Below are 24,926 nucleotides of genomic sequence, written 5' to 3'. Positions count from 1 at the left end.
CACCTGTCACCCGCCCCCCGCGATGGCCCCCGCAGCGGCCCAGTGGCGAAAATCTTCCTGCGTGTCGAGAATTTCCAGCCCGACGAGATCGTCCTTGAGTTGTGCGAGCTGGTCTGCGGTGCAGACGCCGTGGATCCCGCCCGGAATGTTGCCAGCGGCGGCGAGCCGCGCAAGTTCCGCCGGGTCGGACAAGCGGATGAAAGGGCGACCTTCCGAGGCGTAGTAGCTGATCGCGCCCGGCGGCAGATGATCGCCATCCCCCCAACCGCAGATCACCAGCGAGTCGTCGGGGCGATTGCTGTGCCCGGCGCTGGCCAGGATGGCGATCTGTGCGCGGGTATCGGCGGCAGGATCGACGCTGAGCCTGCCGCGGGTCTTGAACGGTCCGCCGGCTGCAAGAGAGATCACGATCACGATAGCCGTCAGCCACCGTGGCGCCAAAGGCAGCGTCAGCAGCACGGCCGCCAGCGCGACCGACAGGAACGGCACGAAGAAGATCGAGTATCGATACGAGATGAAGCCCGTCGCGAAGGCGATCGCCGTGGCATAGCAGAGCACGATCAGCGGCAGCGGCAGCAGCTCGAACCGCTTCAATCGCCAGGGAAGCACAATCAGGGCCAGCAGGCCGAGGCCGCGCAGCACATCCTCGCTTCCCAGAAGGTGGTTCAGGACCTCGCCCGGGGTGCGGATCAGACCGGCTTCGGCCGAGGGGGAAAACCGCCCGATCATCTGGTCGCCGAAACTCTCCGTGATGGCAACCATTCCGTGTTGGGCAAGCTGGAACACATGCCAGGACAGCGCCAGGACCAGCGCCAGACCGAGGCTACGCCGAAAGTGCCTGTCGCCCGTGATCTTGCGAAACCCGCAGGGGTGCCAGCGCGCGGTGAGCCACAGGAACACAAGGTAGAGAGCCACGAACGCCAGCGCGACCGGCGCCTTCTGCAACGCCCCCAGTCCGATGGCCGCCGCCGCGACATACCACCAGCCCGGTCGGCGCAGCGCCAGAATCGTGGCGGCGACTGCAAGCACCGAGAAAAAGATCGCGCCCGAATCGAGGATCGCCGAAACGGACCCTTTCCAGAAGCGGTCGGAACTGGCCGTCAGCAGCACCGCGGCGGGCATCGCCCAGAGGTTCGCGGGCATCACCGCCGCGGCCAGAAGCGCTGTTGCAACCAGCGTCGCCAGACCGAACAGGACCGACGGCCAGCGCAGCGCCGGGACCAGATCCATCCCGTTCTCGATCAGAAGCGCGCTCATCCAGTATTGCAGCGGCGGCTTGCGGAACGAGACCGCGTTCAGCGAATAGACGTTCATCCAGTCGTGATGCCGGACAAAGGACGTTGAACGGTCGAGCGTCAGGAACTCGTCGTTCTGGGTCAGATCGCCGACGCCGACGTTGCTGGCCGGGATCGCCCAGACAAGCAAAATGACCAGAACCGTCGCAATGACCGGCGGCCAGGGGGCGGGCAGGGCCAGAAACCTGCGGAAGAGGGCCGAAACCCTATCGACCGCGCGGCGCCCGGCCTGGCGAAGGGAACCTGTTTTCATTTTCCCTCACGTCATGGTCGGGCGCTTCGGTCATGTGGACCTTGAGCGCAGCTTTTCGCCTTGCCGCCAGCCCCACACAGGGTCGGTCAGGCGAGCATGCCGAGCGGATTCTCCAGATTCTCGACAATTGCCTTCAGTAGTTCCGCGCCAAGCGCGCCGTCGATCACCCGGTGATCGACGGACAGGGTGACCGACATGACCGTGGCCACGGTCACCTCGCCATCCGCGCCGACAACGGGTTTTTTCACGCCGGCACCCACGGCCAGGATGCCGCCGTGCGGCGGGTTGATCACGGCATCGAAATTGTCGATCCCGAACATCCCGAGGTTCGAGATCGCGAAGGTTCCGCCCTGGTATTCATGCGGCGCAAGCTTGCGGTCGCGGGCACGCTTCGCCAGATCCTTCATCTCGGCCGACAGCGCCGACAGCGACTTCATCTCGGCGTCCTTCAGAACCGGGGTGAACAGCCCGCCCTCGATGGCGACGGCAACCGCCACATCCGAGGGTTTGAGTTGCAGCACCCGGTCGCCGGCCCAGACCGCGTTCGCGGTCGGCACCTGTTGCAGCGCCAGCGCGCAGGCCTTGATGATGAAGTCGTTGACCGACAGCTTCACGCCCCGCGCCTCGAGCTGCTTGTTCAACGTGCCGCGGAACTTCAGCAGCGCGTCGAGCCGGATATCGCGGCGCAGATAGAAATGCGGGATCGTCTGCTTGGCTTCGGTCAGCCGCGCGGCGATGGTCTTGCGCATCCCGTCGAGCGCGATTTCCTGATAGGGACGGCCCTCGTACATCTTCAGCACGGTGGCGGTCGATGGGCCGGCGGGGGCCGCTGCTGCGGCAGGCGCCGCAGGCGCGGGTGCGGCCGCGGCGGCGGCAGGTGCCGGTTTGGCGGCGGCAGGGCTCGCGTTTTCGACATCGGCCTTGACGATGCGTCCGTGCGGGCCGGACCCGGCGACGGTGGCAAGGTCGATGCCCTTCGATTCAGCGATCCGGCGGGCAAGCGGCGAGGCGAAGATGCGGCTGCCGTCACTGGCGGCGGGGGCTGCCGGTGCCGGGGTGGCGGGCGCCTCGGAGGCCCCTTCTGGGGCCGCCTCGTTGCCCGCGGCGGCCGCGGGGGCGGGTGTCGAGGCCGCGCCGATGTCGGCGGCGGTCTCGCCCTCGGCCAGCATGACGGCGATGGGCGTGTTGACCGGCACGCCTTCGGTCCCCTCGGAGACAAGGATCTTGCCGACGATGCCTTCGTCGACCGCCTCGAACTCCATCGTGGCCTTGTCGGTTTCGATCTCGGCCAGGATGTCGCCCGAGGCGACGGTATCACCTTCCTTGACCAGCCATTTCGCCAGCTTGCCTTCTTCCATAGTCGGAGACAGGGCGGGCATCAGAACTTCGGTGGGCATGGCGCGTTCCTCAGCGGTAGGTCACGGATTTGACGGCGGCGATCACATCATCGGTGGTCACCAGCGCCAGTTTTTCCAGATTGGCGGCATAGGGCATCGGCACGTCCCTGCCGGTGCAGTTCAGGACCGGCGCATCGAGGTAATCGAAGGCATGGGTCATGATATAGGCCGACAGGTGGTTGCCGATGGCGCCCACGGGCCAGCCTTCCTCGACGGTGACGCAGCGGTTGGTCTTCATCACCGAGGCAAGCACCGTGTCATAGTCGATGGGGCGCAGCGTGCGCAGGTCGATCACCTCGGCCGAAATACCGTCGGCCGCCAGCTTTTCGGCGGCTTCAAGCGCGAAGTGCATGCCGATGCCGAACGACACGATGGTGACATCGCTGCCCTCGCGCCAGATCCGTGCCTTGCCGAAGGGAATGGTGAAATCCTCCAGCACCGGCACCTCGAAGCTGCGGCCATAGAGGATTTCGTTCTCGAGGAAGATCACCGGGTTCGGGTCGCGGATCGCAGTTTTCAGCAGGCCCTTCGCGTCGGCGGCCGAATAGGGCATGACGACCTTCAGGCCCGGAACCATGGCATACCAGGCAGCATAGTCCTGGCTGTGCTGGGCGCCGACGCGGGCGGCGGCCCCGTTCGGGCCGCGGAACACGATCGGGCAACCCATCTGGCCGCCGGACATGTACAGCGTCTTGGCGGCCGAGTTGATGATCTGGTCCATCGCCTGCATGGCAAAGTTGAAGGTCATGAACTCGACAATGGGGCGCAGGCCGGCAAAGGCCGAGCCGACCGCGATGCCGGTGAAGCCGTGTTCGGTGATGGGCGTGTCGATCACCCGCTTGGCGCCGAACTTGTCCAGCAGTCCCTGGCTGATCTTGTAGGCGCCCTGATACTCGGCAACTTCCTCGCCCATCAGATAGACGTTTTCGTCGCGGGTCATTTCCTCGGCCATGGCGTCGCGCAGGGCCTCGCGCACGGTCATCGACTTTGTCGGCGTGCCGGCGGGGAAATCGGGGTCGGGCACCTTGCCTGCCAGCGCGGCGGCGGCCGGAGCCTCTGCTGCGGCGGCGGGGGCCTTTGCGGCGGGGGCGGGGGTATCGGCCTCGGCCTCGGCCTTGGCGGGGGCGCTGGCCACCGCGGCGTCGGCGTCCTCGCCTTCTTCCACCATCACGGCGATCGGCGTGTTGACCTTCACGCCCTCGGTGCCGGCCGCCACCAGAATCTTGCCGACGATCCCCTCGTCGACCGCTTCGAATTCCATCGTCGCCTTGTCGGTTTCGATCTCGGCCAGAATGTCACCGGAGGAGACGGCGTCGCCCTCCTTGACCAGCCATTTTGCCAGCGTGCCTTCCTCCATGGTCGGCGACAGGGCGGGCATCAGTACTTCGGTTGCCATGTGTGTTTTTCTCCCGGTCGCGGATCAGGCGTGCTGCGGTACTTCGTCGGCGTAGATATCGGTCCAGAGCTCGTCGAGCGCCGGTTCCGGGCTTTCCTTGGCGAACTCGGCCGCCTCGTTGACGACGTCCTTGGTTTCCTTGTCGATCGCCTTCAACTCGTCCTCGGTCGCGTGATTGCCGGTCAGCAAAAGCTGGCGCACCGATTCGATGGCGTCACGTTCTTCGCGGATCTTCTGCACCTCTTCGCGGGTCCGGTACTTGGCCGGGTCCGACATCGAGTGGCCGCGATAGCGATAGGTCTTGACCTCGAGGATATAGGGGCCCTTGCCGGAGCGGCAGTAGGCGACCGCAGTTTCGGCCGCGGCCTTCACCGCCAGCACGTCCATTCCGTCGACTTCCTCGCCCTCGATCCCATAGGCAAGGCCACGGTCGCTCAGGCTTTTGGATTTGGTCGAGCGGGCGACCGAAGTGCCCATGGCATACTGGTTGTTCTCGATCACGAAGATCACCGGCAGATCCCAAAGCTCGGCCATGTTGTAGGCTTCATAGACCTGCCCCTGGTTGGCTGCGCCATCCCCGAAATAGGCAAAGCTCACCCGGCCGTTGCCCTTGTACTTGTCGGCAAAGGCAAGCCCGGCGCCAAGCGGCACCTGGGCGGCAACGATGCCGTGGCCGCCGTAGAAGTGCTTCTCTTTCGAGAACATGTGCATCGAGCCGCCCTTGCCACGGGAATACCCGCCCGACCGTCCGGTCAGTTCGGCCATCACCCCCTTGGGGTCCATCCCGCAGGCCAGCATGTGGCCATGGTCGCGGTACGAGGTAATGCGCTTGTCGCCTTCTTCGGCTGCCGCCTCGATTCCCACCACCACGGCCTCCTGGCCGATATAGAGGTGGCAGAAGCCGCCAATCAGTCCCATGCCATAGAGCTGACCCGCCTTCTCTTCGAAGCGCCGGATCAACAGCATGTCACGATAATAGCCGAGCAGCTCCTCTTTGGAGACGTTGGGCTTCTTGGTGGTCCGTCGAACTGCCATCCGCGTGGCCTCCCTCGCCAGGAAATAGTTTAATGTTGAATTATGGTCTAGCAGAGCCCCGGAGGCAAAGCATTTGAAAAATCGCCGCGGCGTCCGCAACGGGGAAAACCCGTCATGCGCTGGCCGGGACGCTGGTCGCCTGGCGCCGAATATCGGGTCAAATCAGGGTCTTTGTCGACGCGACGCGTGGAATCTGGCGATTGCTTCAACCGAGGGTAGATCAGGATCGACCGATGCTGTGCCGACGGGTGTGCGATGCGTGACTTGGTTCGGGTTGGCGACGCCGGGTCAGCGGATCACGATCTCGTCGGGCCGGATCAGGCCCAGCACGTCGCGCGCCTGCTGGTCCAGCAGGTCGAGGTCGAGGAAATCCTCGGACAGACGGTGAGTCTTGTTCTGCATCTCGGCCACGCGGGCCTGCAGGTCGGCGCGCTCTTTCAGCAGCGCGCGGGTCTCGGCCTCGACCTCGATACGGCGGAACAGGCCGTAATCGCCCTGTACCGCTGCAAAGGTGAAATACATCCCAAGCGAGAAGGTGAGGGTCAGGAAGACCGCGGATTTCACCGCCGGACGCGCCGAACTGCTGACCATCTGATTGCCCGTTCTGCCTTGTGTCGCCTCAATCGGCCGCTCTGACGGCGACCCGTCCAGTGACAATCGCACAGACGATTCGCCCTGAAAATCCCCTGTAATCTCAAGCGGCCGCCGAACCTGCCGCAAGGCAACTGTTCGGCCATTTGTGCGCCTTTTCGGCAACATTTCGGACGGGGCACCGCGCCGTTCAGACGGCCGCTCCGATCACTCGGCTGCGGCAGGGGCCGTGGGCGGCATTTCGGTGTCGTCGCTGTCGCCGCCCGAGGCGAGCGCCCAGAACAGGATCGCGGCCAATGCGAAGACCACCGCAGCGGCCATGCCGATCAGCGGCCCCTTGTGACGCTTTTTCTGGACTTCGATATCGACACCCGGATCTGACATAATGCACCTCTGGTTTGTGTGATGGGATACCGGGTCAACGTCCGGCACCGGGGCATGTTCCATCCAAGTCCGCGCCCGGAATGGCCACCACAGCAGAGGGGCTGCTGTCAGCACTGGCGTTGCCGGGAACCATTTCTGACTTGCGCAGGCCGAAATGCGGGGCCGCAAAGAAAACGGCCCGGCGCGATGACGCGCCGGGCCGGAACAAGTCGTGGCTCAGACCTGGGGTCAGGCTTTGCCCTTGTAGATGTCGACCAGGTTCTGGAACAGTGCCAGCGCTTCCTCGCGCGGACGCTGGAACGAGTTGCGGCCGATGATCGAGCCGTTGCCGCCGCCATCGCGGATCGCGCGGGCGTCGTCATAGACGCTGTCGGCGCCCTTCTTGGCACCGCCCGAGAAAACGACGAGCCGCTTGCCGGCAAAGCAGGCGTCGACGCAATGCTTGACGCGCGCGGTCAGGGTCGAGATGTCGATGTGCTGTTCGTCGAACACCTTGCGGGCCTCGTCCTGCATGATGTGGTCGGTCGTCAGCTTGATCTTGATGATATGGGCGCCAAGCAGGGCAGCGATGTGGGCGGCATAGGAGCCGACGTCGATCGCGGTTTCGCCGTCCTTGGTTACGCCTTCGCCGCGCGGGTAGGACCAGATCACGGTCGCGATCCCCTTGGCGGCCGCTTCCTTGCGCATCTCGACGATCTCTTCGAACATGCCGAACATCGCGTCGGAGCCGGGATAGATGGTAAAGCCGATGGCCGAGGCGCCGATGCGCAGCGCATCGTCAACCGAGGCGGTCACGGCCTGATCCTTGGCGGCCGTACCCGACATCAGCGAGTTGGCGGAGTTGACCTTGAGGATCGTCGGGATCTGGCCTGCGAAGGTGTCGGCACCGGCTTCGAGCGAGGCGAGCGGCGCGGCATAGGCGTTCAGCCCGGCGTCGATGGCCAGCTGGTAGTGGTAGTGCGGGTCGTAACCGGCCGGGTTCGGGCCGAACGAACGGACTGCACCATGCTCGAATCCCTGGTCGACGGGCAGGATGATCATCTTGCCGGTGCCGCTCAGTTTTCCGGCCATCAGCATCCGGCACAGGTTGGCCTTAACGCCCGGGGTCTCGCCTTCGTAGTTGGCGAGGATCTTGCTGACAACTCTGGTGGATTTCATGGATCCGATCCCTCATGTTTGTGGATTCCATCGGGGGGTACGAGCATGGCGGCGGCAGCGCAACCACGATACCGGAATGATGGCGCTAAGTCGCAGCTTTCAGCCCAGAAGTCGGGCTTTTTGGGCCGAAAACCGCGTTTGAAGCCATGTTTCGCAAATCTGCCATGCGGGGTGGGAATGTCCGGCGCGGGCCGTCGGGCGGTTTCCCGGAATGAAAAGGGGCCCCGCGGTTGAACCGCCGGGCCCCTGAAACGTTTGTGGAATCGCCTCAGCCGAGAGCGGCGACCCCCGGCAGGACCTTGCCTTCCATCCATTCGAGGAAGGCGCCGCCAGCGGTCGAGATATAGGTGAAGTGTTTGGCAGCCCCCGACTGGTTCAGCGCCGACACCGTGTCGCCGCCACCCGCGACGGTGATCAGCTTGCCCACCGCGGTCAGTTCGGCTGCGGCGCGGGCGGCTGCAAAGGTCGCCATGTTGAAGGGCTCGATCTCGAAGGCGCCAAGCGGGCCGTTCCAGACCACGGTCTTGCAATCGGCGAAGATCGTCTTCAGTTCCGCGACAGTCTCGGGCCCGGCATCGAGGATCATCGCGTCGGCCGGGCATTCGTCGACGGGAAGGATCTCGTGTTCCGCACCGGCCTTGAACTCGCGGGCCACCACGATGTCGATCGGCAGGTGAATGGCGCACCCCGTGGTCTTCGATTTCTCGAGGATCGCGCGGGCGGTATCGGCCATGTCGCGTTCGGCCAGCGACTTGCCGACCTCGACACCCTGGGCGACGAGGAAGGTGTTGGCCATTCCGCCGCCGATCACCAGATGATCGACTTTCTCGATCAGGTTGCTCAGCAGGTCGATCTTGGTCGAAACCTTGGCACCGCCGACGACGGCGCAAACCGGACGCTTGGGGCTGCCGAGTGCGGCCTCGAGCGCTGTCAGTTCGGCCTGCATCTGGCGCCCCGCGCAGGAGGGCAGGCGGCGTGCGATGCCTTCGGTCGTGGCGTGCGCCCGGTGGGCGGCCGAAAACGCGTCGTTGCAATAGATGTCGCCAAGCGAGGCATAGAAATCGGCCAGCTCGGGGTCGTTCTTTTCCTCGCGGGCGTCAAAGCGGGTGTTCTCCAGCAGGATCACCTTGTCCTGCGGCTCGGCGTCGATGATCGCGCGGGTCGGGGTCTCGATGAAAGTCACCGGCATCCCGAGCTTTTCTTCCAGCGTCGGCACCGTCACCTTCAGGCTCATCTCGGGCACAACCTTGCCCTTGGGCCGGCCGAAGTGGGCCAGCAACACCGGTTTGCCGCCCTTTGCCAGCACGTCCTTGATCGTCGGCACGATCCGTTCGATCCGTGTCGCGTCCGTCACCTTGCCGTCTTCGACCGGCACATTGATGTCGACGCGGATCAGAACCGTCTTTCCGGCCAGGTCCATGTCGTCGAGGGTCTTCCAGGTCATATGCGTGCTCCCTTGTCAGGTTCGGCGCAGCTCTATCGCAACCCTTGGGCGCCAGCTATGGGCTTTCGGTTTGCGCTCACGCGGTTTAGGGTCGCGCCGAAGCGCGGGGAACATACCCGCCATGCTGTCAGTAAGGAGGGCCCGATGGCCGATATCAAGGATCCCGAGAACACCATCCTCATGGAACTGAAGGGTGGCACTGTGGTGATCGAACTGTTGCCCGACGTGGCGCCGAAGCACACCGAGCGGATGAAGACGCTTGCCCGTGCAGGGGCCTATGACGGGGTTGTGTTCCACCGCGTGATCGACGGCTTCATGGCTCAGACCGGCGATGTCGAACACGGCAAGACCGGCGGCAACCTGCGCCGTGCGGGCACCGGCGGGTCGGACCTGCCGGATCTTCCGGCCGAATTCTCCCGCCTGCCGCATGCGCGCGGCTCGCTTGGTGCGGCCCGGTCGCAGAACCCGAACTCGGCCAACAGCCAGTTCTTCATCAACTTCGGCGACAACGATTTCCTGAACGGCCAGTACACCGTCTATGGCCAGGTGATCGAAGGCATGGAGCATGTCGATGCCATCACCCGTGGCGAGCCGCCGCGCGAGCCCGACGTGATGATCAGCGTCAAGGTGGCGGCCGATGCGGAATAATCGTCTTCTGGCGGGCGGCTTCTTTGCCATCGGGCTCGCCGTTCTTGCCGCCTTCTTCATCTTCGGCTCGGGCGCCCATGGTCCGGCGGCGGCGGCCCAGGACGGGCCGGGGCCCAATCTGGTGATCGAGGTCGGCGGCCAGACCGAAGGCCGCATCGTCATCGACCTGCTGCCCGCGGTGGCGCCCGAACACGTCGCGCGGCTCGAGGCGCTGGCAGAATCGGGCGCCTATGACGGGGTGGTGTTCCACCGCGTGATCGACGGCTTCATGGCCCAGACCGGCGATGTCGAGTTCGGCAAGAAGGGCGGCGAGCTGTCTCGTGTCGGCACCGGCGGCTCGGACATGCCCGACCTCAAGGCCGAATTCTCGAAGCTGCCGTTCGAACGCGGCACCGTCGGCATGGCGCGGTCGCAAAGCCCGAATTCGGCCAACAGCCAGTTCTTCATCATGTTCGACGCGGCTTCGCACCTGAACGGTCAGTACACGGTGGTCGGACAGGTGATCGAGGGCATGGATGTGGTCGACGCGATCAAGAAGGGCAGCCAGGCTGGCAACGGCGCGGTCAAGGACCCCGACTATATGGTCAGCGTGACCGTCGAGAAATAGGCCCGAGCTTCGGTTCGGCCTGCCAGGGCCCGGGAGGCGCATGACGCGCACCCCGGGCCCTTTTTCATTCAGTCTGGGTGCGATGCGGTCACAGGCCCTGTGGCTCAGTGCACAGGACCCGGGCGCGGTTTTGCCTTATATACCGTTCACCCGCTGCTGCATGCATCGGGACTGTATTTGCCAGGAACCGCCCATGTTCGCCCCCGCCATCGACGCGCCTCTCGATCCATTCCGCCACCATCCCGAACTTCGCGGGCTGGTCACCCCGTCCGAGCAGTCCTTTTTTCGGGACTTCGAACCTGTGGAAATGGAGGCAAAACTGGCGGCCCGCGGCGTGCCGGCAGGCTGGTGTCACAGCGAGGCCGATCGCGAGGCCTGCCGCAAGCACACGCTGGCCAGCTGGCCGAAGGGCGACATGTGGGTCTTTGCCTATGGATCGCTGATGTGGGACCCCGCGATCGCCTTCACCGATGTGCGACGCGCCCGGATCGAAGGGTATGCCCGACGCTTCTGTCTGCTCGATACTTTGGGCGTGCGCGGCACGGCCGAGGTGCCGGGGCTGATGGCCGGGCTCGATGTGGGGGTGGAATGCCACGGACTGGTGTTCTGCATTGCCGAGGCAGATCGCGAGGCCGAAACCGACCGGCTTTGGCGCCGCGAGAGGATTGCGCCGGGATATCATGCCACCATGGTCGCGGCCGAGACCGATTTCGGCACCGTGCAGGCGCTTGCCTTTGTCGCCGACCGCTCTGCCGCCTCGATCGTGCCGGACCTGCCGCGCGAGGACCAGATCCGATATATCGCGACCGGCAAGGGCATCATTGGCACCAGTCTTGCCTATATCGAGACCCTGGCCCGGCAGTTCGACGCCATCGGCATTGCAGACCCCGACCTTGCCTCGCTGCTCGATGCGGCAAGGCGATATCATGCGGAACAGGCCCAACAGGCCTGACGCAGGCAGGCCTCAGGGAACGATGCGGCGGTATTTGGTGCCTTCGAGCGTCGCGCCCACGATCAGCCCGGTCTGGCCGAAGACCAGCGCAATCACCGGATCGCGCGAGATAAGGGTCTGGGCCGACAGGTTGCCGCCCTGATCGATCAGCGCATAGGTGGCATCCGCCCCCGCCGACCATCCCGGCGAGGTCCGGAAGGCGACCAGCGCCTCGGGCGTCATGAAGAACAATGCATGGGCATATTGCTGGGCGCCGATCTGCAACCCGGCGCTGGCCTGGATCGCCTCGTAATAATCGACGGTGATGTTGCTGATCCTGAGTGCGCCGGTGCCATAGCCGCCGCCGACAAAGAACCCCGCCTTGGTGACCAGCGGCATCCACAGAACGCCCGCGGCCTTCGTTTCAAGCTCGCGGGTGCCGGGATAGCTGCGGAACAGGAAATCGCGTGTGGCATTGACACGGTTGTCGATCCGGGTCGCACCGTCCGTGCCCACCGAGTTGTCGCAGCCCGCAACCAGCGTGGCCGCGGCCGAAACCGCCAGAAAACGTCGGCGGGATAGTGGCAGAAACGATTGCATGGAAACTCTCTCCGGGGTCTGCCTGTGTGCCTCTGGCCCGACACTGAACGGCCGGTTTCGGCGCAGTATAGGCAAACTGCGCCGATCTGTCACCCGGCCGGCCGGGCAAATGGCATTTGCACCGGCGAGGTGTTGCCGGCGTGGCCTATCCGGCGCGCAGACGCCGGGCAACCCGCGGGGCGTAATAGGTCAGGATGCCGTCGCAGCCGGCGCGCTTGAACGCCTGCAGGCTTTCGATCATCACCTTCTCGCCGTCGATCCAGCCATTCGCGGCCGCGGCCTCGATCATCGCATATTCGCCCGACACCTGATAGGCAAAGACCGGGGCGCCGAACATGTCCTTGGCGCGCCTGCAGATGTCGAGATAGGGCAGGCCGGGCTTGACCATGACCATGTCGGCCCCTTCCGCCAGGTCGCGCGCGATCAGCCGCATCGCCTCGTCGCTGTTGGCGGGATCCATCTGATAGGTCTTCTTGTCGCCCTTCAGTGCCCCCGAGGCGCCGACCGCATCGCGGAACGGACCATAGAAGGCGCTGGCGTATTTTGCCGAATAGGACATGATCGCGACATCGCGATAGCCCGCCGCCTCGAGCGCCGTGCGCATCGCCCCGATACGTCCGTCCATCATGTCGGACGGCCCGAGGATATCGGCCCCGGCCTCGGCCTGTGCCAGCGCCATCTTCACCAGCGCCTCGACCGTCTCGTCATTGATGATGATCCCGTCGACGACAAGGCCGTCGTGGCCGTTGCTGTTGTAGGGATCGAGCGCGATGTCGGTCATGACGGCGATGTCGGGCACCTCGGCCTTGATCGCCCGGATGGCCCGGTTGCACAGGTTGTCGGGGTTCCACGCCTCGGCGCAATCCTCGGTCTTCAGCGACGGGTCGGTATAAGGAAACAGACAGACCGCCGAGACGCCCAGCTCGGCCGCCTCGGCCGCCGCCTCGACAATCCGGTCGACCGAACGGCGGAACACACCGGGCATCGATGCGATCTCTTCGGCCACGCCCTGTCCGTCGCGCACGAAGATCGGCCAGATCAGATCGCCGGGGGCAAGCAATGTCTCGCGCGCCAGCGCGCGTAGCTGCTCGGTGCGGCGCAGCCGCCGGGGGCGGTTCGCGGGAAAGGCGGGGAGGATCGGATGCATGGCGGGGCGCTCCTTTCGGTCTCGGCAAAAGTGCGGCGCCGGTCACCCGGCGCCTGAGCCTGTCGCGGTCAGGTTGCACCTTTTCACGGCAGCCACAAGCGCCAGCCCTGAGGCGCGCCAGTCGGACGCAGTGGAAGCCACCCGGGGGAAGCCTGCGGAAACCGGGACTTGCGTGACATGGGCGGGGCTTGTAGGTCAGGCTCTGGACCCTGACTGGCCGGCAGGGGGGAGGGCACGGTCTGAAGGAGAGCGGGCAGGTGCAGGACTGGTACCACACGACTTTCGACATGATCGACACCCGGTCGTTCTCGAACCTTTGGTACTGGATCGTCGTCGTCGCAACCTGGTCGCTGGCCATCCATTACGTTCTCGGTGTGCCTTACGGCATGATCCTGCGCGCCCGTCGCGATGGCGCCGAGGCCGAGGCGGAGCTTGTCGACATGGTGCGGGTGCAGGTGATCCGGCTGTTGCGGGCAGCCGACAGCGGCGGGGCCTGGATACTGGGGCTTGCCTGCTTTGCACTGACAACGCTGGCGCTGCTCGGGTTCCTCTATGGGATCGAACTGGCCCAGGCGGTGTTTCTGCTGGCGCTGCCGATTTGCTGCGTCTTCGCGTTGTCGGTGCGCACGGCGCGGCGGATCCGGGCAGCCGACGGGCAGGGGATGCATGAAATGCTGGCATGGCAGCGGTTGCTCAATCAGGTGATCGGCATGACGGCGATCTTCGCCACTGCGTTCTGGGGCATGCTGCAGAACCTGCCGAGCCCGATGTGACCGAACAGAGATCCGACGGTCTGGCGGCCTCGGGGTCACTTGCGTCCTTTCCCGCGCCAGAGCGCCCGGCAGTGGTGCCAGCGCCTGAGAAACTTGCCGTCACCACTGCCGGGCGCTGTCCTGCGTGAATGGAACGACGAGATGTCCCGGATCCGTCATTCCTCGACGGCGGCATCCCAGTTCGACAGGAATTCTGCCTTCTTGCGGGCGTCGAGATAGGTCAGCAGGCCGGGGCCAAGGCGGATCGGCAGGAAGCTGCCGGGAAGGTCGGCAAGGCCCGACGGCGCCACGTTGTCACGCGCCACGAATGGCTGAATCGGGATCAGATCGGATTGGTCCGCCATGATCTTCTGCCCGTCCGACAACATGAACGCGACGAACTGCTGGGCCAGGTCAGGGTGCTGGCTGGACTGCGGGACAAACACCGTGCGCGCCATGACAAGATTGTAGTCGCTCATGAAGTGAACGCCGATACGGGGATCCGACGCGGCGGCGCCGAGCGCATAGGATCCGATGGTATTGATCGCGATGGCGAGATCGCCGCGCGCGGTCGCCTCGATCATCTCGGACGTGCAACAATAGGTCCTGACATGGGCGCGGCCCATCACCTCGGTCATGCGCTGCGCCTGAAGACCCTGCACAACGTCCTGTGTTGCATAGAGATAGCCGATGCCGGACCGGCGCAGATCGTAGGTGCCGATCTTGCCCTGAAGGCTATCCTCGTTGTCGCGGATGAAATTTGCCAGTTCGCGGTGTTCCTGCGGCAGCGATCCGGCCTCGATCGCCTCGAGGTTATAGATGATGGCCGCGGGCTCGAACGTGAACCCGAACAGCTCCGACCGCCAGACCGCCCATTCGGGCGGGTTGAACGCCTCGGGGATGGCAAGTCGGCGCGCGAGGCCGCGGTTCACCAGATCGACCTGAAGGTCCATCGCGGAGCTGATGACCAGATCAGGCATGTCGTCCGGGGCGGCGTTCAGAATGTCCTGATACAGATCGACGGTCTGGTATTCGAGGTAGGCAACCTCGACGCCCGGATGCAGCGCCTCGAAGCCCGCAATCAGCGGGACCATGGTCGGGGCGTCGGTGGAGCTGGCAATCGTGAGCACCGTCTGAGCCTCGGCCTGTGCCGGGGGGGCGCAGAGCAACAGCGCAAGGCAGGTCGCGGTTGCCGCAAGGACGGCCCTTCCTGTCTGCACGGTCAGGAGACGGCGGAACCTGATCTCCGCTCTCAGCCCGCCGTGCCGGGAGGTTCCGAGCAGCAGATGGGCATCGTGGCTGTCCGCGACCGCGCGCACGATGGAAAGCCCAAGTCCCGATCCGGCGGTGTCGCGCGCAATCGAGGTGAACCGTTCGGTCGCGCGCCCGCGGTCGGCGGGGGCGATGCCGGGCCCTGCGTCCTCGACAATCAGCGACAGACAGTCGGGGCCGCAGGATTCCAGCATGATGTCGATGGTATTGTCGGGCGGACCGTGGCGGCGGGCGTTTTCCAGCAGGTTCGACAATGCCTCGCGGATCGACACCGCGTCGCCGCGCACCAGATCCTCGCCCGGGGCCAGCGCATCTGCGTCGAGCGTCACGGTCACGCCGCGCATGTCGAGGTCGCGATGCATGTCGGTCAGAAGCTCGGTCACCAGCGGTTTCAACGCGACGGGCCGAAGGGTGCCGGTTTCCGAGCGGTGGATGACCATCGCATGGGCAAGCAACTGGTTGGTCAGGCGCACCGTGCGTTTGCCGTGGCTTTCTGCCTTGATGACACGTCGTTTCATCTGCTCGAAGCTCGTCGCATCCGCTGCCAGCCCCAGTTGTCCCTGCAACGCCGACAGCGACGTGCGGGTCTGGTGGGCGACGTCGGCGATGAAGGTTTCGGTCAGTCTTCGGTTGCTGTGCAGGCGCGCGATGAAGCCGTTGATTGCATCAAAGAGGCTGCGGATCTCGCGCGGCGGGTCGCCTTCGATCTGGGACAGGTCGTCGGGATCGCGCCGGCGCAGGTCCATGGCAAGCTCGCGCAGCGGGGCAAGCGCTGTGCGGATCGCGAGCCAGACAAACCCGAGGCCGATCAGCGAAACCGCCGCCAGCCCCGCCATGCTGTTCAGGAACAGCGACCATTGCTGCGCCGTTCTGGCCGCCCGCGTCTGGCCGATCTGGACGACCACCCATTCCTGACCGCCGGGCGTGATCAGTTGTCGTCCCTGCTGCACAAATCGGAACGGCGCGCCAAACTCCGCGTCATAGAACGCCGGCTGCGAACTTGGGCTGTCGTCGCGCGGTCCGGGCAACGCCGGTGTTCCGGTGATCTCGCCTCCGGTCATGGAATAGACGCGATAGACGACCCGATCATCGGGGGCGAGCGCCAGAATATCCATCGCGGATGTGGGCAGATCGACGGTGATGCCGCTCGGTCCGGAGGACACGCGTTCCAGTACCGACAGCGCCGCACCTGCCAGAAGCAGGTCGTAGGTGTGGTTCGAGGCTGCGCGCGAATACCGCCAGAGCAGGGCCGAGATGATCAGCAGCAGGCCGAGGAACCCCAGCGCCATCATCGTCAGCAGACGTCTCTGCAGTGAAAAGGTGCGATCAATCCTCGGCCACATAGGCCATGTACCCCAATCCTCGGGCGGTCTTGACGACCAGCGGCGTGCCATCGAGCTTCTTGCGCAGGCGTGCGACCAGCTGTTCCACGGCATTCAGGCTGGGGGCCTCGTCGAAGCTGTAGAGCTTGTCGGCGACCTCTTCCTTGGTCAGCATCCGGCCGAGGTTGTCGATCAGGATTTCCAGCAACTGGATCTCGCGGGCGCGCAGTTCGGCATCCTGTCCGCGCACCGTTGCCCGCTTGGCCGCCCGGTCGAATGTCAGATCGCCGGCGGAAAACACGTTGCTGGCGTTGCCCGCCCGCCGCCGTGCCAGCACGCGGCAGCGCGCCGACAATTCGCGAAAATCGACCGGCTTGACCATGTAGTCATCGGCGCCTGCATCCAGCCCGATCACCCGGTCGTCGATCTGGCTGCGCGCGGTCAGGATCAGCACCGGGGTCTGGTCGCCGCGCGCGCGCATCGACCGCAACGTCTCATAGCCACTGCGGCCCGGCAGGTTCACATCGAGCAGGATGATGTCGAACCGCGCGTGGCGCAGCAGCGCGTTCGCCTCGTCGCCATCGGATTCGCGGTCGATGGAATGACCTTCGGACCGAAGGCGATCGATGATCGTCTCGGCCAGGTCGTCGTTATCTTCCACCAGAAGCATGCGCATGCGGCCAGTCTACAGACCCGCGTGGCGCCGGTATAGCCACATGCCCGTGGCGGGAAGGGCAGGTCAGGGTCCGGTCAGGTTCAGGTCAGGTCCGCAACAGCCATGCAACAGCGTCGCGACAGGCATCATTGTTAACGTTGGTGCAGGGCCTTGCCCGACCGAAAACAAAAGTCTCAATGGGAGGAGACCCTATGACGATGATCCGCTTCTGCGGCGGCCTGCTGGTAGCCGCCAGCCTGACCCTGCCCACCGTCGTATTTGCCGACGTCACCAAACCCGAATGCATCGCGCCGGCAAAGCCCGGTGGCGGTTTTGACGTCACCTGCCGTGTCGCCCAGGCCGGTCTGGCCGACCATTTCGGGGGACCGATGCAGGTCACGTTCATGCCCGGCGGCATCGGCGCTGTGGCCTACAACCTCTTCAACACGACCCGCAGGGACGATCCGAACGCCATCGTGGCGTTTTCGACCGGATCGCTTCTGAACATCGCCACCGGCAAATATGGCGCCTTCACCGAGGATGACGTGCGGTTCGTCGCCACTGCCGGTGCGGACTTTGGCGCCGTCGTGGTGCGGGACGACAGCAAATACACCTCGCTCGACCAGCTTATGGCCGATCTTGGTGCGGACCCTGCCGGAACGGTGATCGGCGCCGGCGGCTCGGTCGGGTCGCAGGACTGGATGAAGGCGGCATTGCTGATCCGCGAGACCGGTGCATCGCCGATGGCCATGCGATACGTCGCGTTCGACGGCGGTGGCGATGCGATTGCCGGCCTGCTGGGCGGTTCGATTGCCGTCTACATGGGCGACGTCGGCGAAATGGTTCCGCATCTGGAAGCAGGCACCATGCGCGTTCTCGCGGTTTTGGCCCCCGAGCGTCTGGATGTGCCGTTCGCCGATATTCCCACCGCAAAGGAACAGGGCTTCGACGTCGAATGGACGATCCTGCGCGGGTTCTACATGGGCAAGGACGTGTCTGACGCGGATTACAACTCCTGGGTCGACGCCTTCAAAACCGCCTATGGCACCGAGGAATGGGCCAAGATCCAGAACGACAAGGGTCTGCTGCCGCTGAACCTTGCGGGGGAGGAGCTTCAGGCCTCCATCAAGACACGCATGGACGCCCTGCGGACGATCGCGTCCGAAGCGGGCCTGATCCAGTAATGTCGTGACCGAAGGCCCGGCGACACCGTCCGCCGGGCCGATTTCTGCCCCCATTTTCCAAAGGTGTGCCCATGGCCGACCGGATTTTCGCCGGGGTCCTTCTGATCGTGACGCTGATCTATGGTTTCATTGCGTTCACCATCATCAAGGCCCCGTTTCAATACGACCCCCTCGGGCCGGAAAGCTGGCCGCGGATCCTGTCTGTCGTGGCCACACTGTGCATCCTGGTCATCCTGTGGAAGCCTGACACCGACAGCATCGGCGTCGCACGTCAGACATGGTTCCGCCTTGCGGCGATGATCGTGCTGCTGGTCGCCTATGCCGAGCTATACGAGCCGCTGGGGTTCATCGTTTCGACCATTCTGTTCGGTCTGATTGTGGCGCGGATGCTGGGGGCCACCTGGAGGCGGTCGGCCATTTTTGGCGTCTGCGCCGGGGTCTTCGGCTATCTGCTTTGCGTGAGCCTGCTGGATCTGAACCTGCCCAGCGGGGACCTGATCGAGGTCTTCACCCAACGTCCGACATCCGGCGAAGGAGCAACCTGATGGGAGAGGTCCTTTCCGGCCTGACGACAGGCTTTGGCGTCGCGCTGATGCCGTTCAACCTGATGCTGGTGCTGCTGGGCTGTTTTGCCGGCACCCTGATCGGGGCGCTGCCCGGCCTTGGGCCGATCAACGGCGTCGCGATCCTGCTGCCCATTGCCTATGGCCTTGGCTTTCCGCCCGAAAGCGCGCTGATCCTGCTGGCCGGGATCTATTATGGCGCGGAATACGGCGGGCGGATCTCGTCGATCCTGCTGAACGTCCCAGGCGATTCCGGTGCCGTGATGACAACGCTCGACGGTCACCCGATGGCGCTGAAGGGCGAGGCGGGGCGGGCCCTGTCCCTGTCCGCTGTCGCCAGTTTCGTCGGCGGCACCATCGCGGTCATCCTGATGACCTTGTTCGGCCCGCTGCTGGCGAAATTCGCGGTCACCTTCTCGCCGGCGAACTATGTGGCGCTGATGGTCTTCGCCTTTGCCTCGCTGGCCTCGCTGGTCGGCAAGAGCACGGTCAAGACGCTGCTCGGCGCCCTGATCGGCCTGATGCTGGCGACCGTCGGCATCGACAGCAATACGGGTGTCGCCCGATTTACCTTCGGGATCCCCGATATCCTCGCCGGCATCGATTTCCTGATCGTGGTCGTCGGCCTCTTTGGCATGGCGGAACTGCTGCATCTGGTCGAACAGCAGGTGACGGGCCGGCTCAAGACGCTTCCGGTCGACAACAGCTTCGTGCGCTGGTCCGACCTGATGGCGACCAAGTGGACGATCCTGCGCTGCTCGCTGATCGGCTTTTTCATCGGCGTGCTGCCGGGCACCGGGGCGTCGGTGGCGTCCGCTGTCGCCTATGGCACCGAAAAGCGGATCGCCGGCGAAGGCGGCAAGAATTTTGGCACCGGCGACATCCGCGGACTTGCGGCGCCCGAGGCTGCCAACAATGCCTCGGCCGGCGGTGCCATGGTGCCGATGCTGACACTGGGGATCCCGGGATCGGGAACGACAGCGATCCTGCTTGGGGCGCTGTTGATGTTCAACATTCAGCCCGGTCCGCTGATGTTCGCGCAGCGGCCCGAGATTGCGTGGGGCCTTATCGCCTCGATGTACGTCGGCAATATCGCGCTTCTCATCATCAACCTGCCGCTCGTCGGTCTGTTCGCGCGGATGCTGACCATTCCGCAGCACTACCTGACGCCGCTGATCGCGATCCTGGCCTTCGTCGGCATCTATTCCATCGTCGGCAACCCGTTCGATCTGTTCATGATCACATGGCTCGGCATCTTTGGCTGGTTCCTGCGCAAGCTCGACTTCTCGCTCGCCCCGGTGATCCTCGGTTTCGTTCTGGGCGGGTTGTTCGAAGACAACCTGCGCCGGGCGCTGTCGATCTCGGGCGGCGACTGGGGCATCCTGATCGAGAACTGGAAAAGCGTCATGCTCTACGGTCTCGCGCTGGTCGTCGTCGTGCTGCCGATCTGGCTCGGCCGACGCGCGCGGACGCTGCCCGACAGCGACGATTGAGGCAACAGGGAACCGGCCTGCCGCTGGCGGGCCGGGACCACGGGTCGTCAGGCCGGCGCGTGCGGGTGTGCCGGTCGTAGAGTGAGGGCAAGGTCATGCCCCGGCGCTTTGACTGCCTGCGCCTCGCCACGCCCCGCAAGAGTCTGGAAAGACCCCACAGTCGGGCAAACCGAAATGCGCACAGGACTAGGTCGCCAGACTTGCTGAAGACAACGACACGATGAACGACGCTGTTCGCAAAGGCATTCTGGCCGGTGCCATCGGTCTGGCCGGCGCCGTCTGCGCCACCCTGCTGGGTCTGCCGGCCGCCGCGCTGATCGGGTCGAGCATCGCGGTCGCCATTGCTGCAACCGCGGGTCTTGCCATGGCGGTTCCGGGTCGGCTGCGCGACGTGGCCTTTGGCATGATCGGCATCTCGCTCGGCGCCGGCGTTCAGGCCGATGCGCTGAGCCAACTCGGCTCCTGGTCCATCAGTCTGCTGCTGCTGGCGGTGTCGCTGCTGACGACCTTGCTGGCGGGGGCGGCGATCCTTCGCAACTGGTTCGGTCTGGATGCCGAAACCGCGCTGCTGGCCAGCGCGCCCGGCACCATGTCGAACGCCATCGCCATTGCGCTTGACGGTCACGGCGATGTCACGGCCATTACCATCCTTCAGGTCATTCGCCTTCTGGTGCTTGTGGCCGTCGTGCCGCCGCTGGCGACGGTAATGGACGCACCGTCGGTCGGGCTTGTCCGTTCGGCGGCGATGGAACCTCTCGCGCTGACCGTGATTCTGCTGCTGACGCTCGGCCTTAGCATCCCCGCGGCGCGGTGGAGAATCCCGGCCGCGTCGCTGCTGATCGGCATGATCCTCAGCGCCAGCGCCCACGTTGCCGGACTGGCCAATGGCCCCGCGCCGAGCTGGGCCATCTTTGCAAGCTTCGTGGTCACCGGAACCGTGCTTGGCACGCGGCTGACGTCGATCTCGGGGCGGCAGCTGCTGGCCATGGGGCGCGCTGGGGCTGTGCTGATTGGCACGACCCTTGCGATGTCGATTGCCTTTGCCTGCCTGACGGCGTTCCTGACCGGGTTGCCATTGGGGCAGGTCTGGATCGCCTATGCGCCGGGAGGGGTCGAGGCGATGGCGGCCATCGGCCTCGCGCTCGGCTACGATCCGGCATACGTCGCGACGCACCACTTTGCCCGGATCGTGATCCTCGTGATTCTGGTGCCAATTCTGCTGAGCCGGTCGCGGCGGCATTGACGGCCCGGCACCACACGGCCGGGTCGGCGGGACGGTTCGCGGTTGACACCGGCCGCGGCTGGCCTAGGTGACATCGGTCATGAGCAAGGGCGCACATATCATCGCCGGCGGCGCGCCGGAGGGGTTCGACGGCTGGCTGCTGGCGCGCGAACTGGAAAAGGGCGCGGCCGTCGTGCACGTGGCGCGCGACGACAAGCGGCTGGCGGCGATGCGCGAGGCGCTGGCGTTCTTCGCGCCGAATGCCGTGGTGCTGGATTTTCCGGGCTGGGACTGCCTGCCCTATGACCGGGTCTCGCCCAACCCCGATGTCTCGGCGGCGCGAATGGCGACGCTTGCGGCCCTTGCCGCGGGCGTGCCGGGCCCTTTCGTCCTGCTGACGACGCTGAATGCCGCGACCCAGCGCGTGCCCGCGCGGGCAGTGCTGCGCGAGTCCGCGTTCTCGGCCCGGGTCGGCCACCGGATCGACGAGGCGGGCCTGCGCCAGTTCCTGGCGCGCATGGGATTCTCGCAGGCCCCGACAGTAACCGAACCCGGCGATTACGCCGTGCGCGGCGGCATCATCGACATCTTCCCGCCGGGACACGCGGGTCCGGTGCGGCTCGATCTGTTCGGCGATGTTCTCGACGGCGCGCGCCGCTTTGACGCCGCGACCCAGCGCACCATCGAAAAGCTCAACTCGGTCGATCTGGCGCCGGTGTCCGAGGTCATCCTCGACGAGGCGTCGATCACCCGGTTCCGCCAGACCTATCGCATCGAATTCGGTGCCGCGGGCAGCGACGATCCGCTTTACGAGGCGGTCAGCGCCGGGCGCAAACACGCCGGGATGGAACATTGGCTGGCGTTCTTCCACACCCGGCTCGAGACCATCTTCGACTATCTCCCCGGCGCCACGATCATTCTCGACGATCAGGGCGAGGCTGCCCGCATCGCGCGCTGGGACTCGATTGCCGACAGCTATGACAACCGGCGCGAGGCGATGACTTCGCGGGCGCGGCTCGATTCCGTCTATAAACCCGCACCGCCGCAGGGGCTGTATCTTGACGATGCGGCCTGGGCTGCGGCCATTGCAGACCACCGGATGCTGCGGCTTTCGGCGCTGCCGCAGGGCGTCGGGCCGGGCGTGATCGACGCGGGCGGCCGCATCGGGCGCAACTTCTCGCCCGAGCGAAAGCTGGAAAACGTCAATCTTTTTGCGGCCCTCGCCGATCATGTTCGGGCAAAACGCGACCATGGCAATGTCGTTGTCGCCAGCTATTCCGAGGGCGCGCGCGAACGCCTGAAGGGGTTGATGGAGGACGAGGGCGTCCTCGGCCTGACCGAGATCCGCGACGACCGCGACATCCCCGAGGGCAAGGGCGGGCTCTACCTTGCGGTCTGGGCGCTGGAACACGGCTTCGAGGGCAAGGGGCTGACGGTCATCTCGGAACAGGATGTTCTGGGCGACCGGCTGATCCGCAAGCCGCGCAGCAAACGCCGGGCGGAGAATTTCCTGACCGAGGCGCAGTCGCTCAGCCCCGGCGATCTGGTCGTGCACGTCGATCACGGTGTCGGCCGCTACAAGGGCCTCGAGATCGTCAATGCGCTCGGCGCCGATCACGAGATGATCCATCTCGAATATGCCGAAGGCGCGCGGCTTTACCTGCCGGTCGAGAATATCGAACTGCTGTCGCGCTTCGGCCATGAAGAGGGGTTGCTCGACAGGCTCGGCGGCGGCGCCTGGCAGGCCAAGAAGGCCAAGCTGAAGGAGCGGATCCGCCAGATCGCCGACAAGCTGATGCGCATTGCCGCCGAACGCGCGCTGCGCAAGGCGCCGGTGCTGGAGCCCGAGCATCACATCTGGGAGGAATTCTCGGCCCGTTTCCCCTATCAGGAGACCGAGGACCAACTGAAGGCGATCGAGGATGTGCTGACCGACCTCGGATCGGGGATGCCGATGGATCGTCTGATCTGCGGCGATGTCGGTTTCGGCAAGACCGAGGTGGCGATGCGCGCGGCCTTTGTCGCCGCGATGTCGGGGATGCAGGTCGCGGTGATCGCGCCGACGACGCTGCTCGCTCGTCAGCACGGCAAGAGCTTTGCCGAGCGGTTCCGCGGCCTGCCGCTCAAGGTGCGGCCGCTGTCGCGCTTCGTGTCCTCGAAGGAGGCCGCCGAGACCCGCAAGGGTTTGACCGACGGCTCGGTCGATATCGCCATCGGCACCCATGCGCTGCTTGCCAAGGCGGTGAAGTTCAAGAACCTCGGCCTCTTGATCATCGACGAGGAACAGCACTTCGGCGTCACCCACAAGGAACGGCTGAAGGAGATGCGCTCGGACGTCCATGTGCTGACGCTGACCGCGACGCCGATCCCGCGGACGCTGCAGATGTCGCTGTCGGGGGTGCGCGATCTGTCGATCATCGGCACGCCGCCGGTCGACCGGCTGGCGATCCGCACCTACGTGTCCGAATTCGACGCCATCACCATCCGCGAGGCGCTGCTGCGCGAACATTATCGCGGCGGGCAGAGTTTCTATGTCGTCCCCCGCATCTCGGACCTGCCCGAGATCGAGGCGTTCCTGCGCGAACAGGTGCCCGAGGTCAGCTATGTGGTGGCGCATGGCCAGATGGCGGCAGGGCAGCTCGATGACCGGATGAACGCCTTCTATGACGGCAAGTTCGATGTGCTTCTGGCCACCACCATCGTGGAATCGGGTCTGGATATTCCGACCGCCAACACCATGGTCGTGCACCGGGCCGACATGTTCGGGCTGGCGCAGCTTTATCAGATTCGCGGCCGGGTCGGGCGCGCCAAGACGCGGGCCTATGCCTATCTGACCACCAAGCCGCGGGCCAAGCTGACCGCGACGGCGGAAAAGCGGCTGCGGGTGCTCGGCTCGCTCGACAGCCTCGGGGCGGGATTCACGCTCGCCTCGCAGGACCTCGATATTCGCGGGGCCGGCAATCTGGTGGGCGAGGAGCAGTCCGGCCAGATGCGCGAGGTCGGATACGAGCTTTACCAGACCATGCTGGAAGAGGCGATTTCCCGGATCCGCTCCGGCGACTTCGAAGGTCTGACCGACGACGACGGCCAGTGGGCGCCGCAGATCAACCTTGGCGTGCCGGTGCTGATCCCCGAGGAATATGTGCCCGATCTCGACGTGCGTCTCGGGCTTTACCGGCGGCTCTCGGCGCTGACCACCAAGGTCGAGCTCGAAGGCTTCGCGGCCGAACTGATCGACCGCTTCGGCAAGCTGCCGAAAGAGGTCAATACGCTGCTGTTGATCGTGCGGATCAAGGCGATGTGCAAACGCGCCGGCATCGCCCGGCTGGACGGCGGACCCAAAGGCGCGACGATCCAGTTCCACAACGACAAGTTCGCCAATCCCGCCGGGCTGGTGGCCTTCGTTCAGGACCAGGGCGGAACCGCAAAGATCAAGGACAACAAGATCATCGTGCGCCGCGACTGGGCCAGCAACGCCGACAAGATCAAGGGGGCCTTCGCCATCGCGCGGGATCTGGCCGAGCACGCGAACGCAGCCGCGGCGACCGCCGTGCGCTGACGGCGCCGCGCCCCGCAC

At 65.2% G+C, this 24,926-nt stretch carries 21 protein-coding genes; 9 read left to right on the top strand and 12 right to left on the bottom strand.

The annotated features are described in order from the left end of the window. Positions 1-6: 6 nt before the first annotated feature. The 8 genes from DQG17_RS06490 to pgk form a co-directional block, all read right to left on the bottom strand. On the bottom strand, positions 7-1,548 hold the full coding sequence (locus DQG17_RS06490) for a glycosyltransferase family 39 protein (protein ID WP_116131909.1): 1,542 nt from the start codon (positions 1,546-1,548) through the stop codon (positions 7-9). A gap of 86 nt (positions 1,549-1,634) precedes the next feature. Further along, positions 1,635-2,945, bottom strand: coding sequence for a pyruvate dehydrogenase complex dihydrolipoamide acetyltransferase (locus tag DQG17_RS06485; protein ID WP_116131908.1), 1,311 nt, complete (start codon positions 2,943-2,945; stop codon positions 1,635-1,637). A gap of 10 nt (positions 2,946-2,955) precedes the next feature. After that, a complete protein-coding gene (locus DQG17_RS06480) occupies positions 2,956-4,341 on the bottom strand; it encodes a pyruvate dehydrogenase complex E1 component subunit beta (protein WP_116131907.1) in 1,386 nt (461 codons plus the stop codon). Positions 4,342-4,365: 24 nt separating this feature from the next. Further along, on the bottom strand, positions 4,366-5,376 hold the full coding sequence (gene pdhA / locus DQG17_RS06475; protein WP_116131906.1) for a pyruvate dehydrogenase (acetyl-transferring) E1 component subunit alpha: 1,011 nt from the start codon (positions 5,374-5,376) through the stop codon (positions 4,366-4,368). Between the two features lie 288 nt (positions 5,377-5,664). Next, positions 5,665-5,967, bottom strand: a complete 303-nt coding sequence (locus DQG17_RS06470) for a septum formation initiator family protein (RefSeq protein ID WP_116131905.1) — start codon at positions 5,965-5,967, stop codon at positions 5,665-5,667. Between the two features lie 207 nt (positions 5,968-6,174). Then, positions 6,175-6,351 carry a hypothetical protein gene (locus DQG17_RS21830; RefSeq protein ID WP_198666036.1) on the bottom strand — a complete coding sequence of 59 codons (177 nt, stop codon included), beginning with the start codon at positions 6,349-6,351 and terminating at the stop codon, positions 6,175-6,177. 228 nt (positions 6,352-6,579) lie between these two features. Beyond that, positions 6,580-7,509, bottom strand: coding sequence for a class I fructose-bisphosphate aldolase (locus DQG17_RS06465; RefSeq protein WP_116131904.1), 930 nt, complete (start codon positions 7,507-7,509; stop codon positions 6,580-6,582). 268 nt (positions 7,510-7,777) lie between these two features. After that, positions 7,778-8,953 carry a phosphoglycerate kinase gene (pgk, locus tag DQG17_RS06460; RefSeq protein ID WP_116131903.1) on the bottom strand — a complete coding sequence of 392 codons (1,176 nt, stop codon included), beginning with the start codon at positions 8,951-8,953 and terminating at the stop codon, positions 7,778-7,780. A gap of 144 nt (positions 8,954-9,097) precedes the next feature. Here pgk and DQG17_RS06455 point away from each other — a divergent pair, with 144 nt between their 5' ends. From DQG17_RS06455 to DQG17_RS06445, 3 genes are all read left to right on the top strand, one after another. Continuing rightward, on the top strand, positions 9,098-9,601 hold the full coding sequence (locus DQG17_RS06455) for a peptidylprolyl isomerase (RefSeq protein ID WP_116131902.1): 504 nt from the start codon (positions 9,098-9,100) through the stop codon (positions 9,599-9,601). Then, complete coding sequence (locus tag DQG17_RS06450; RefSeq protein ID WP_116131901.1) at positions 9,591-10,208, top strand: peptidylprolyl isomerase; 618 nt, start codon at positions 9,591-9,593, stop codon at positions 10,206-10,208. Before DQG17_RS06455 ends, DQG17_RS06450 begins: the two co-directional genes overlap by 11 nt. 193 nt (positions 10,209-10,401) lie before the next feature. Further along, positions 10,402-11,160: a gamma-glutamylcyclotransferase gene (locus DQG17_RS06445; protein ID WP_157973540.1), complete on the top strand. Its 759-nt coding sequence runs from the start codon at positions 10,402-10,404 to the stop codon at positions 11,158-11,160. Between the two features lie 12 nt (positions 11,161-11,172). Here DQG17_RS06445 and DQG17_RS06440 read toward each other — a convergent pair whose 3' ends face one another. Then, complete coding sequence (locus DQG17_RS06440; RefSeq protein WP_116131899.1) at positions 11,173-11,739, bottom strand: YSC84-related protein; 567 nt, start codon at positions 11,737-11,739, stop codon at positions 11,173-11,175. A gap of 145 nt (positions 11,740-11,884) precedes the next feature. Continuing rightward, positions 11,885-12,886, bottom strand: a complete 1,002-nt coding sequence (hemB, locus tag DQG17_RS06435) for a porphobilinogen synthase (RefSeq protein WP_116131898.1) — start codon at positions 12,884-12,886, stop codon at positions 11,885-11,887. A 257-nt stretch (positions 12,887-13,143) separates the two neighbouring features. Between hemB and DQG17_RS06430 the strand changes: the two genes are divergently transcribed. Then, the gene (locus tag DQG17_RS06430; RefSeq protein ID WP_232829342.1) at positions 13,144-13,659 is read left to right on the top strand and encodes a component of SufBCD complex; all 516 of its coding nucleotides are present in this window, start codon (positions 13,144-13,146) and stop codon (positions 13,657-13,659) included. 155 nt (positions 13,660-13,814) lie between these two features. Here the strand turns inward: DQG17_RS06430 and DQG17_RS06425 are convergent, their stop codons facing one another. Both DQG17_RS06425 and DQG17_RS06420 read right to left on the bottom strand, forming a co-directional pair. Next, positions 13,815-16,202: a sensor histidine kinase N-terminal domain-containing protein gene (locus tag DQG17_RS06425; protein WP_232829341.1), complete on the bottom strand. Its 2,388-nt coding sequence runs from the start codon at positions 16,200-16,202 to the stop codon at positions 13,815-13,817. A 34-nt stretch (positions 16,203-16,236) separates the two neighbouring features. Beyond that, complete coding sequence (locus tag DQG17_RS06420) at positions 16,237-16,908, bottom strand: response regulator transcription factor (RefSeq protein ID WP_116131896.1); 672 nt, start codon at positions 16,906-16,908, stop codon at positions 16,237-16,239. A 191-nt stretch (positions 16,909-17,099) separates the two neighbouring features. Between DQG17_RS06420 and DQG17_RS06415 the strand changes: the two genes are divergently transcribed. The 5 genes from DQG17_RS06415 (at position 17,100) to mfd (ending at position 24,908) form a co-directional block, all read left to right on the top strand. Continuing rightward, positions 17,100-18,071, top strand: coding sequence for a tripartite tricarboxylate transporter substrate binding protein (locus DQG17_RS06415; protein WP_116131895.1), 972 nt, complete (start codon positions 17,100-17,102; stop codon positions 18,069-18,071). 71 nt (positions 18,072-18,142) lie between these two features. After that, on the top strand, positions 18,143-18,616 hold the full coding sequence (locus DQG17_RS06410; RefSeq protein ID WP_116131894.1) for a tripartite tricarboxylate transporter TctB family protein: 474 nt from the start codon (positions 18,143-18,145) through the stop codon (positions 18,614-18,616). Then, positions 18,616-20,127 (top strand): tripartite tricarboxylate transporter permease, encoded by a 1,512-nt coding sequence (locus DQG17_RS06405; protein ID WP_116131893.1) that lies wholly within the window; start codon positions 18,616-18,618, stop codon positions 20,125-20,127. The genes DQG17_RS06410 and DQG17_RS06405 overlap by 1 nt, the downstream gene beginning before the upstream one ends. A gap of 220 nt (positions 20,128-20,347) precedes the next feature. Then, on the top strand, positions 20,348-21,370 hold the full coding sequence (locus DQG17_RS06400; RefSeq protein ID WP_116131892.1) for an AbrB family transcriptional regulator: 1,023 nt from the start codon (positions 20,348-20,350) through the stop codon (positions 21,368-21,370). A 79-nt stretch (positions 21,371-21,449) separates the two neighbouring features. Continuing rightward, positions 21,450-24,908 (top strand): transcription-repair coupling factor, encoded by a 3,459-nt coding sequence (gene mfd / locus DQG17_RS06395; protein ID WP_116131891.1) that lies wholly within the window; start codon positions 21,450-21,452, stop codon positions 24,906-24,908. The last annotated feature ends 18 nt before the right edge of the window (positions 24,909-24,926 follow it).

It is taken from the genome of Tropicimonas sp. IMCC34043 (genome assembly GCF_003390845.1).
Classification (GTDB): Bacteria; Pseudomonadota; Alphaproteobacteria; order Rhodobacterales; family Rhodobacteraceae; genus Tropicimonas.
Note: the sequence above shows the minus strand (reverse complement) of the source record. Positions and strands in the feature narration are given on the sequence as shown.